This is a genomic window from Daejeonella sp. H1SJ63 (assembly GCF_029360775.1).
Taxonomy (GTDB): Bacteria; Bacteroidota; Bacteroidia; order Sphingobacteriales; family Sphingobacteriaceae; genus Daejeonella.
The window spans coordinates 1-10,106 of the sequence record NZ_JARKMZ010000040.1 but is presented as its reverse complement, the minus strand read 5'-3'; the positions used below and the strand labels follow the sequence as shown (position 1 = coordinate 10,106).

The window sequence follows — 10,106 nt, the reverse complement described above, 5'->3', positions numbered from 1 at the left end:
GAGCAGAAAACCATGCTTTCTACTCCTTTCCTTATCCGTTAATAATTAACGGACTTTTTCAGTGCCCTCCTGAACAGACCGGGACTTTTTTTTGTCCTTTAATTTGAGATTTACTACCGTAAACTAATTCATAAAACTATTTAAGGCCCTTCGGGATCTGTTCGCGATATTTTTATTTCATCATAAACATTTTAACCTTATACCTTACCGCTGACAGGGTTTTAAACCCTGTCAGCGGTAAACAACGATAAAAAATATTTTTACGAACGATGAAATTCAGTGAACGATGAAAAAAAACATCCTGCCTTTATTACCAGACACACATTACCACATCTACAACCGCGGAATTAACCGGGAAAATCTTTTTAAAGAAAAGAGCAACTACCATTATTTCCTGAAACTATATTTCAAATATATTGATCCCATCGCCTACACTTATTCTTATTGCCTGCTGAAAAACCACTTTCATCTTCTGATCAAAACAAAAGATGATGCAACGCTAAGAAATATCAGACATTTTAAAAAAGAATATAACCCCGGACAAATCATCAGTATGCAATTCAGCCACATGTTTAACAGCTATGCACAAGCAATCAATAAACGCTTCCTAAGAACAGGGGGGTTATTTGAAACGCCTTTCAGACGAGTGGAGATCAGTGAAAAATCTTATTTACTTCAGTTAGTCCGCTATATCCATTTAAACCCTGAGAAGCACCTGTTCATCAATGACTTTACAGCTTATCCTTATTCATCTTACAGAAATCTGATCGGAAGAAAAAGCAAACTACTGGATAAACTAACTGTAATGGAATGGTTTGGCGGTCAGGATGCTTTTGAAGAATACCACAAAGAACTAAAAGGTTAAGAGCACTTTGTATTTTAACGTAAGAATGCCCTTAATATACGTTTGATCAAGCCCGGACCTTCATAGATAAACCCGGTATAAATCTGCACCAGCGAAGCTCCGGCATCAATCTTCTCCAGCGCATCCTTGGGCGAGTGTATTCCTCCTACTCCAATAATCACGAATTCCTTATTCGAATGATCAGCCAGATACTTCACCACTTCGGTTGAACGATTTGTTAAAGGCTTACCGCTCAATCCCCCGGTCTGTGAACTTAAACTTTGGGGTGCAGCAAGTCCTTCTCTTGAAATAGTGGTATTTGTGGCAATTACCCCCGCGATCTTCGTCTCGCGAACAATTTCAATGATATCATCCAGTTGTGAATTTGTAAGATCAGGAGCTATCTTCAGTAAAATAGGACGGGATATATCATTCTTTTTGTTTCTCTGCTGTAATGAGTTGAGAATATTCATCAGGGGTTCTTTTTCCTGCAACTCTCTTAATCCTGGAGTATTAGGCGAACTTACATTCACCACGAAATAATCAACAACATCAAAAAGCCTATCGAAACATTTGATATAATCACTCAATGCTTCTTCATTCGGGGTAATCTTATTCTTACCTATATTCCCACCAATAATCAGCCCTTTACGATCAAGCTTACTCAAACGATGAGCTACAACATCAACACCCTGATTATTAAAACCCATACGATTGATTAAAGCACTATCCTGAGGTAAGCGGAACATCCTGGGCTTTTCATTACCTGGTTGAGGTAAAGGTGTAACTGTTCCAACCTCAATAAATCCAAACCCAAACCGGGCCAGCTCTTCAACCATACTGCCATTTTTATCAAAACCTGCAGCCAATCCGAGCGGATTTTTAAACTTTAAACCCATTACTTCCCGTTCCAGCTGCTTACTTTCAACAACAAACGTCTGTTTAAGCATGGATTTTACACCCCAGATACGATTTGCGGTACGCAGACTTCCTGTTACAAAATGATGAATATTTTCAGGATCAAACTTGAAAAGAATAGGTTTTATCAGTTTATACATATTGCAAATTTAACAGTTTAAGGCCGAATTGCACCCAATAAGGTTTAATTACCACACTGTTATGGATCATTTTTTTAAAATAAATTACTTTTTTTCGGCCTTAACATTGATTTAATGATTATTTAACCTAATTTACATTTTTATGACAATTCAAAATTTATGGCTTTAACAGATCAAATGGAACGCCAGGGACACTGGTTATTTAAGTACAGAAGTATATTACCTCTTTTAATTTTTATTTTAGGCCTGTACATTTTCGTACAAAATGAGGCCAATCCTTCTAACTGGATCGTAGAACAAACAGTCTATGAGCATGTTTATGAACTTGGATGCTTATTGATTTCTTTATTCGGATTCTTTATTCGTGTTTACACCGTAGGTTTCACTCCTCCAAATACTTCCGGTAGAAATACTGAAAGACAGGTTGCTGATGTATTGAATACAAAAGGCATCTATTCGGTCATGCGTAACCCTTTATATGTAGGTAATTTCTTCATGTGGCTGGGCATTGCCATGCTCACCGGAGATCTATGGTTTACATTCTCATTCATATTGCTCTATTTCCTGTATTATGAGCGCATCATTTTTACAGAAGAACAGTTTCTGAAAGCAAAATTTGGTGATACATATATCAACTGGGCAGCAAAAACTCCTGTAGTTGTTCCAAATTTTAAAAATTTTGTAAAAAATGAATATAAATTCAACTGGAGGAAGGTATTACGCCAGGAAAAAAACGGATTTTCTGCTGTATTCATCATTTTCAGTTTATTTGATATCATCGGAGAACAGATGAAGGTACTTCCCGAATATAATATTGTACTGCATATTGCCGGAGCATTGTCTGTTTTAGCTTACCTGATTTTAAAATTTCTGAAATACCAAACAAAACTTCTGCAGGATCCGGTTTAAACCTGCAGAAGTTTATTCAGAAGTTTGCACTGTTTTTCCCCCTAAACGGATTTTCACCTTGCCATCTTCACCGTCTACCGCTCTGAGGTTTATAACAACACCATTCCTTGAGCGAGCAACCCTCTCATCATCGTCTGTTATTAACTCATCTTTTTCCGGATCTATTAGAGGAATTCTCAAGGCAATATCTGTTGCTGTACCGAAATTGTAAATCCATTCCATAAAGACATTTAACCTGCGTCAAATTACTTTAGATTCAATTATATAGCCTGAGAGATATCCCTGACCAGTACGTATAGGATAAACAAAACCCAAACCTTTCATCTATCTTTCTGGATATCTTGCAATTAATACTGAATTCAGACAGATTAAATTAAAACAACTTCTCTTATCATACCAAATTGACCTAATTTGAATACAGAATTTCAGACATAAAAAAAGAGACCATATTTAAATACAGTCTCTCCATTTAAAATATTAACGATTTAGTTAATCTTCAAAATCGCAATCTGCAAATACATTCAGGTTTGCTTTTAACTTAGCATATAAATCCATATTGGAAGTGGCGGAAATCACAATGATACCGTTGGTTTTTGTAGCTCCGCTTAAATCAGCAGAAACAACATTTGTCAGAAACTTATTCAGCTGAACATTTATTAAACCTATGTAATCGTTTGAGCCGCTAACAACAATATTTTCTGCCTCAACCTCTGCCTCAAAATCCTCGTTAAAGTAAAACTCAACCGGAACTTTATTACCGCTGCCATCTGTGTATAAGCCCTTTAAGGTAAGCGGAATATTGGAAGTTGCTGATTTCCTCAACACCAGTTTTAATTCAACTTCTTCATAGGTGGCATCTGGCAGTGTAATACTTCCCAGAACAGGGCTCAGATTAAACAGATCAATATTAAAAGCCTGTTTAAGCTCATACTCAATCTCTGCGTTCTTACTTTCTGCTTCAAAATCAATTTCACTAACGTTTATGTTACCCGATGTCCAGGTTAAACTTGAGTTTGAATTAATACCAATAATTAAACCGCTCCCTGAAGCTGTCGGACCAATAGAAGCTGTAAAATTAGATGGTTTAACTTTATAAGAAAGTTTACCATCTCCGGTCGAATTATCTTTGGTGCATGATGACAGGATCAGACCGGCTACCAGTATCACTGATCCATAGCTAAATAAGTAGTTTTTCATTGTAATTGTTTTAGGTAATATTTGTATTAAAATATATTCTTTAGTACGCATCAATCACAAAAATGTTGCCAAAGATGAAAACTTTATCATCCTAAGGATCTGAATAAGCACATAAATCAAAAATAGAAACATAAAATCCGTACTTTTGCGGCAAATGATTGCAATAAATAACCTCACGTTTGAGATCGGTGCAAGGGCATTATACGACGAAGCGAACTGGCATATAAAACCCGGAGAAAAAATTGGATTAATTGGTGCCAATGGTACCGGAAAAACCACTCTTTTAAAAATTATTGTTGGCGATTACTCTCCGACAAGCGGCTCGATCTCAATGGCTAAAGACATTAAGATCGGTTACCTGAATCAGGACCTTCTATCCTACCAGTCGGATAAAAGCATACTGCATGTAGCGATGGAAGCCTTCGAACGCCAGAATCAGCTTCATACAGAAATTGAGGACATTCTGAAAAAGCTGGAGACAGAATACAGCGACGATCTGCTTAACAAACTCAGTGATAAACAGCATGAGTTTGAGGCCCTCGACGGATACAATATTGAATACCGCGCTCACGAGATTATGGCGGGTCTGGGTTTCAGTGAAACAGATACACACCGTACCCTTTCTGAGTTTTCAGGAGGCTGGCGTATGCGTGTGATGCTTGCGCGGATCTTGCTTCAAAACCCCGATATCCTCCTGCTGGATGAGCCAACCAACCACCTGGATTTACCTTCCATCAAATGGCTGGAGACCTATCTTCAGGCCTTTGAAGGTGCGATCGTGATCGTTTCCCACGACAGGTATTTTCTGGATCGTGTAGTTAAAAAGATCGTAGAATCAAGAAAAGGAAAACTCATTCCTTATGCCGGAAATTACAGTTTTTATGTAGAGGAAAAAGGACTCAGGGAAGAGATCCAAAGCGGACAGTTTAAGAACCAGCAGGCAAAAATCAGACAGGAAGAGCGTTTAATCGAACGCTTCAGAGCCAAGGCAAGCAAAGCCAAAATGGCTCAATCACGTATCAAAGCCCTCGAAAAAATGGAACGTGTGGATGATGTGGACGATGATAACCCATCTGTAAACTTCAGTTTCAAATTCAGCAAGCAATCCGGCAGGCATGTGGTACGTATTGAAGATCTGACCAAAGCTTATCCGGGGGTTCCGATCGTAAAAAACACAACCGCAACTATTGAAAAGGGGGATAAAATTGCCCTCATCGGTGCCAACGGCCGGGGTAAATCAACGGTTTTACGGATCATTGCCGGAGCCGACAAAAACTTTACCGGAATGTGCGAAACCGGGCATAATGTAACCCAGACCTTTTTTGCGCAGCATCAGCTGGAGGCCCTTCACCTGGAAAATACCCTCATTCAGGAATTACAGGCATTTGCTCCAAAGCATACCGAAACAGAGTTACGTTCCATTCTGGGATGTTTCCTCTTCACCGGTGATGATGTTTTCAAAAAGATCAAGGTGCTTTCAGGAGGTGAAAAATCGCGTGTGGCATTAGCTAAAGCCCTTACTGCAGATGCTAATTTTTTGATTCTGGATGAGCCAACCAACCACCTAGATATTGCCTCTGTAAATATCCTGATTCAGGCCCTAAAACAATTTGAAGGCACCTTCATTGTGGTTTCGCACGACAGGTATTTACTGGACAATGTAGCCAACAAGATCTGGTTTATTGAAGATCAGGAGATCAAGGAATACCCCGGAACTTATGCTGAATACGAAGAATGGAACTCCAAACGAACCTATATTCCTAAAACCATAACCGAAGCTCCAAAAAAGGAAGAAAAGAAGGAAGAAAAACCTAAAGTTCAGACCGAAAATAAAAACAATGAGCTTAAAAAGCTGAATCAGGCACTTCAAAAACTTGAAGAAGAGATCGCAGAGCTCGAAAAATCTGTTAAGGATGCCGAGGATGAACTGGCCAAAGTTGAAATTTACAGTGATCCGGATAAACTTTCTGAAGCAAACAGACGTTATCAGCAAATGAGTCCGCGTTTACTGAAAGCTCAGGCCGAATGGGAACGCATGGCCGAAGAAATCATGGAACTCGAGGGGAAATAAAATCCCCTCTTTCTTTTTATCTTCAGGACTATAAATATTGATCACATGAAGAAACTTTCGGTTCTGCTTTCATTTTTGTTGATTTACGCAATATGCCCGGCACAAAAAAAAATCCGGATTCGCCCCGCAGAGACGCCGCAAAGCATAATCAGGTATGAAAACCATATTTATATACCCGAGATCAAAACCGTAGAGTTCTACAGTCGTAATAAAGAACAATCCCTTCCAGTTTATATTTCAGGCGGTGGTGAAAGCCTCCTGCTAAGTTTTGATGACCTTCGCGGAGGAAGCCGGAACATCTCCTATTCCATTGAACATTGCGATTCGGAATGGAACAGCAGCCGGCTCTCTCCTATGGATTATCTGGAGGGTTTCTCGGAAGACCGCATCATCGATTACCGCAACTCATTCAATACCCTGCAGAAGTTTACACATTATGAACTCAGCCTGCCCAACTTAACCATTAAGCCGAAGATTTCGGGCAATTACATTTTGAAAGTTTACGAAGATAACGATCAGCGTAAACTATTGATTACCAAACGCTTTTTTGTAGTGAATCCACAGGTTGGCATTGCAGCAGAGATCACCCGTTCAAATACGGTTGCCAACCGGGATCAGATGCAGAAACTAAACCTTATTGTCGATCACGGGAAGATCAATATCAGCAATCCTTATCTGGATGCAAAAGTGCGGGTAATGCAGAATGGAAGACATGATAATGCACAAACCCTGAATCGTCCGGCATTTGTAAGAGCCAGCCAGTTAGTTTATAACGATATGAAATCAATGGATTTCAAAGCAGGAAATGAATTCAGAAGGTTCGATATCCGCAGTCTGCGTTTCCGTACCGAGAGGGTTGGTAAAATTGAACAGGATACCGCAAACAGGGTTTATCTTTTGAATGATGGTATTGAAAACCATCCGGGTTATACCTTTACTTATGATGAAAATGGCGCCTTTTACATCAGAAATCAGGACGGGCGTGATAACAGAACTGATGCTGATTATGCTACCGTAAATCTTTCTCTGATAGCCCGAAAACCTGGCCCTAATGGCTCGGCCTATGTTGTGGGGCAGTTCAACGATTATCAACTAACCGACAAACTGGAATACAATGAAGCCCAAAGCAGGTTTTCGGGAAAGATATTCGTGAAGCAGGGTTTATACGATTATCACTACTTATGGCTTGCTGATGATGGTAAAACCCGCGATGATGTGATATTCGATGGCTCTCATTTTGAAACAGAAAACAATTACCAGATCTTTTTTTATTACCGTAAACCTGGAAGCCGTTGGGATGAGCTGATCGGATTTACTCAGATCAATTCCGTAAAACGCTAAAAACTTGACTCAATGTCAGTCCGGACTTAATCCGGAACTGATATGAATTCCCTCTCAATGAGATTGTTTCTTAGTACATGATGGCATAAATGCCACCATTGACTCTTAATTACCTCTCGCAAGAGTCGCTAAGACGCAAAACTTTACGGGTTAATTGTGAATATTCGTTTTAGATCATACTCTTTGCGTCTTTGCGAGACCATCTTTAAAAAACCATCGTCGACATTTAACATTTTGCACCTGATTGGTAATTTCAGTCTGCTCCCGTTCCCAATGTCATTCCGGACCTGATCCGGAATGATTCGGATCTGATCCGGAAACATTACCTTTGCCACATGAGTACAACTACTAAAAGTCCGAAAGAGTCGTTCACTATCATGAATGAGCTGGTACTTCCAAACGATACCAATCCCTTAAACAACCTAATGGGCGGACGCCTGCTTCACTGGATGGATATCGCTGCTGCAATCTCAGCTCAGAAACATTGCAATAATATTGTGGTTACCGCATCAGTAGATAATGTATCCTTCAAACATCCGATCAAACTCGGGGATGTAATCACCATTGAAGCTATGGTGACCCGTGCCTTCCACACTTCGATGGAAGTACGTCTTCAGGTATATGCTGAAAATATCCCTTCAGGAACCCGGGTACGCTCCAATGAAGCTTATTATACCTTTGTCGCTCTGGATGCCAATGGTAAAACGCTCAGAGCACCTGAAATAAAACCGGAAAGCGAAGAAGAATATAGACTATATGATGGTGCCCTGCATCGTCGTCAACTGAGACTTATTCTGGCAGGAAAAATGAAGGCGCATGATGCTACAGAATTGAAGGCGATTTTCCTGAACCAGGAGGGGATTTGAGCTAAAAGCTAAAAGGACTGCCTCATCTTGAATGAAGCAGCCCTTCTGCAGACAACAGATAACTGAAACTGATAACCGGAATTCAGCTTCCCAGTTCTACAATCCTGTCAAACTCCTCTGCCTTCATACCCATCACAGATAGTCTGCCCTGCTTTACCAGTCCGATATTCTGCAGGCGCGGATCAGCTTTAATCGTTTCCAGAGTAACCGGATTTTTTAGTGTTTCAACCGGCTCCAGATCAACCACCACCCAGTTTTTATCCTCAGTTGTTGGATCCTGATAGGATTCTTTAACTACTTTAGCAATTCCAACCACTGCCTTCCCTTCATTACTGTGATAAAATAAGACCAGATCTCCCTCCTGCATCTCCCTCAGATTATTTCTCGCCTGATAATTACGCACCCCATCCCAGAAGGTACGGCCATCTTTATTGAATTTATCCCAGCTGTATTTAAAAGGTTCTGACTTGACTAACCAATAATTCATGTTTTTCTTTGCTTTTGATACGATTTAAGAGTCTTATTCGGAATTATCCTTAATTGGCAATAAAGATAAAGAAAACAGGAACAGACTAAGAAAAGGCAGGTTCAAATTGAGTAGAGATTGACCGATAATGTCTTTTAGGTAAATATTTTCGGTTTGGCTTAAGATAATTAACTTGTAATAAGCATATTAGAAAAGAGCGATAATGAGCTCGAAATCCTACAGAATTCGGTAGGCTTGTGGAGGATTTATCATCATTGTATAAAATTAATGGTAATTTTAATAGACTGAACGCTTCAAAAAACATCTACGCTCATCATATAATTAGAAAATGGACTTAAAAGACTTTATAAAAAATACAATATCTTCAATAAGCCTGGCGATAATTGAAAGCCAAGAAGAGCTTAAGGAAAAGGGTGTAATTGTCAATCCGGAAAAAGTTGAAATAGGAAAAAATGGCGAAAAATTATTAAGAACTGATGGTTGGCGTTATATACAAAATTTAGAATTTGATGTCTCCGTTATTGCCGAGGAACATCAAAATGGAGATGAGAAAGCTGAGTTAAAAATTGCTGGACTTTTAAAAATCGGAGGAGGCATGTCTGAACTAAGCACAATTCAAAATCAAAATCGAATAAAGTTTAATATTCCCGTTGCTTTTTCGACAACAGAAACACCACCAACTTATAAAAGTAAGTCTGGTGATTATCCTTTATCATAACCATTAAGATAACATTGATGTTAATTCAGATATAAAAGAATGCAGGTTTGCTAACATAATCTTTTGCTCAAAAACTGTAGTTTTCCTGAAGTTAAACCGTCAAAACTTAAGCCTATTTCCCAAATAGTTTATCCAATTGCTTAGAATTCAACAAAAAATAACTCGTTACCCCTCCTTGAGAAACCCATATTGACAATGATGAGACTCCAACTGCTCTTGTAGTTGTAAATTTCACAACAGACTTTCCGAGCTGCAATTCTTTCTCTGATCCCTTCTCAGCATCCATTTGTTTTTTTAATGTGTCATACAAGCCATTAATCTCCTCCTCAGTTGCAGTAAAATCTACAGATTTTATATCCGTAAGTGTAATCGGTAACTACAACTGCACAGAAATCGGCAAATAAGAGTACACAGAAAATGGCAACAAGAGTGCACAAAAAAACGGAGGAGTAATTAACCCCACCGTTTAAATACGAACTTCATCGGTCTACAACAACTGATGAATTATGAACGCATTCTTAAGCAAACTAATGATGATATTAGTAAGATGAAGCGAACATGAGATTTTAGCACACACAGGGGCATGTAAATAAGAGTTGGTAACTTTCTACAAAC

The 10,106-nt window shown here is 39.1% G+C and carries 10 protein-coding genes; 6 read left to right on the top strand and 4 right to left on the bottom strand.

What is annotated here, in order from left to right; genetic code table 11:
* Positions 1-286 precede the first annotated feature (286 nt).
* Positions 287-865 carry a hypothetical protein gene (locus tag P2W72_RS14325; RefSeq protein WP_276363900.1) on the top strand — a complete coding sequence of 193 codons (579 nt, stop codon included), beginning with the start codon at positions 287-289 and terminating at the stop codon, positions 863-865.
* A gap of 14 nt (positions 866-879) precedes the next feature.
* Here P2W72_RS14325 and P2W72_RS14320 read toward each other — a convergent pair whose 3' ends face one another.
* Positions 880-1,902, bottom strand: coding sequence for a quinone-dependent dihydroorotate dehydrogenase (locus P2W72_RS14320; RefSeq protein ID WP_276363897.1), 1,023 nt, complete (start codon positions 1,900-1,902; stop codon positions 880-882).
* Between the two features lie 159 nt (positions 1,903-2,061).
* Here P2W72_RS14320 and P2W72_RS14315 point away from each other — a divergent pair, with 159 nt between their 5' ends.
* A complete protein-coding gene (locus tag P2W72_RS14315) occupies positions 2,062-2,811 on the top strand; it encodes an isoprenylcysteine carboxylmethyltransferase family protein (RefSeq protein WP_276363894.1) in 750 nt (249 codons plus the stop codon).
* Between the two features lie 12 nt (positions 2,812-2,823).
* Here the strand turns inward: P2W72_RS14315 and P2W72_RS14310 are convergent, their stop codons facing one another.
* Both P2W72_RS14310 and P2W72_RS14305 read right to left on the bottom strand, forming a co-directional pair.
* Positions 2,824-3,033 (bottom strand): hypothetical protein, encoded by a 210-nt coding sequence (locus tag P2W72_RS14310; protein ID WP_276363891.1) that lies wholly within the window; start codon positions 3,031-3,033, stop codon positions 2,824-2,826.
* Positions 3,034-3,300: 267 nt separating this feature from the next.
* Complete coding sequence (locus tag P2W72_RS14305; protein WP_276363888.1) at positions 3,301-4,008, bottom strand: hypothetical protein; 708 nt, start codon at positions 4,006-4,008, stop codon at positions 3,301-3,303.
* Positions 4,009-4,162: 154 nt separating this feature from the next.
* On the opposite strand from P2W72_RS14305, the gene P2W72_RS14300 reads away from it, so the two are divergent.
* The 3 genes from P2W72_RS14300 (at position 4,163) to P2W72_RS14290 (ending at position 8,286) form a co-directional block, all read left to right on the top strand.
* Positions 4,163-6,079, top strand: coding sequence for an ABC-F family ATP-binding cassette domain-containing protein (locus tag P2W72_RS14300; protein WP_276363885.1), 1,917 nt, complete (start codon positions 4,163-4,165; stop codon positions 6,077-6,079).
* A 45-nt stretch (positions 6,080-6,124) separates the two neighbouring features.
* Positions 6,125-7,420: a DUF5103 domain-containing protein gene (locus P2W72_RS14295; protein ID WP_276363883.1), complete on the top strand. Its 1,296-nt coding sequence runs from the start codon at positions 6,125-6,127 to the stop codon at positions 7,418-7,420.
* Positions 7,421-7,755: 335 nt separating this feature from the next.
* Positions 7,756-8,286 (top strand): acyl-CoA thioesterase, encoded by a 531-nt coding sequence (locus P2W72_RS14290; protein ID WP_276363881.1) that lies wholly within the window; start codon positions 7,756-7,758, stop codon positions 8,284-8,286.
* An 82-nt stretch (positions 8,287-8,368) separates the two neighbouring features.
* Here the strand turns inward: P2W72_RS14290 and P2W72_RS14285 are convergent, their stop codons facing one another.
* Positions 8,369-8,773 (bottom strand): EVE domain-containing protein, encoded by a 405-nt coding sequence (locus P2W72_RS14285; protein ID WP_276363879.1) that lies wholly within the window; start codon positions 8,771-8,773, stop codon positions 8,369-8,371.
* A gap of 328 nt (positions 8,774-9,101) precedes the next feature.
* Here P2W72_RS14285 and P2W72_RS14280 point away from each other — a divergent pair, with 328 nt between their 5' ends.
* The gene (locus tag P2W72_RS14280) at positions 9,102-9,491 is read left to right on the top strand and encodes a hypothetical protein (RefSeq protein ID WP_276363877.1); all 390 of its coding nucleotides are present in this window, start codon (positions 9,102-9,104) and stop codon (positions 9,489-9,491) included.
* Positions 9,492-10,106: the final 615 nt, after the last annotated feature.

What these genes read in the sequence shown, in the direction of transcription:
- P2W72_RS14325 (WP_276363900.1), top strand. Translation starts at nt 287, where the DNA reads ATGAAAAAAAACATCCTGCCTTTATTACCAGACACACATTACCACATC.
- P2W72_RS14320 (WP_276363897.1), bottom strand. Translation starts at nt 1,902, where the DNA reads ATGTATAAACTGATAAAACCTATTCTTTTCAAGTTTGATCCTGAAAAT.
- P2W72_RS14315 (WP_276363894.1), top strand. Translation starts at nt 2,062, where the DNA reads ATGGCTTTAACAGATCAAATGGAACGCCAGGGACACTGGTTATTTAAG.
- P2W72_RS14310 (WP_276363891.1), bottom strand. Translation starts at nt 3,033, where the DNA reads ATGGAATGGATTTACAATTTCGGTACAGCAACAGATATTGCCTTGAGA.
- P2W72_RS14305 (WP_276363888.1), bottom strand. Translation starts at nt 4,008, where the DNA reads ATGAAAAACTACTTATTTAGCTATGGATCAGTGATACTGGTAGCCGGT.
- P2W72_RS14300 (WP_276363885.1), top strand. Translation starts at nt 4,163, where the DNA reads ATGATTGCAATAAATAACCTCACGTTTGAGATCGGTGCAAGGGCATTA.
- P2W72_RS14295 (WP_276363883.1), top strand. Translation starts at nt 6,125, where the DNA reads ATGAAGAAACTTTCGGTTCTGCTTTCATTTTTGTTGATTTACGCAATA.
- P2W72_RS14290 (WP_276363881.1), top strand. Translation starts at nt 7,756, where the DNA reads ATGAGTACAACTACTAAAAGTCCGAAAGAGTCGTTCACTATCATGAAT.
- P2W72_RS14285 (WP_276363879.1), bottom strand. Translation starts at nt 8,773, where the DNA reads ATGAATTATTGGTTAGTCAAGTCAGAACCTTTTAAATACAGCTGGGAT.
- P2W72_RS14280 (WP_276363877.1), top strand. Translation starts at nt 9,102, where the DNA reads ATGGACTTAAAAGACTTTATAAAAAATACAATATCTTCAATAAGCCTG.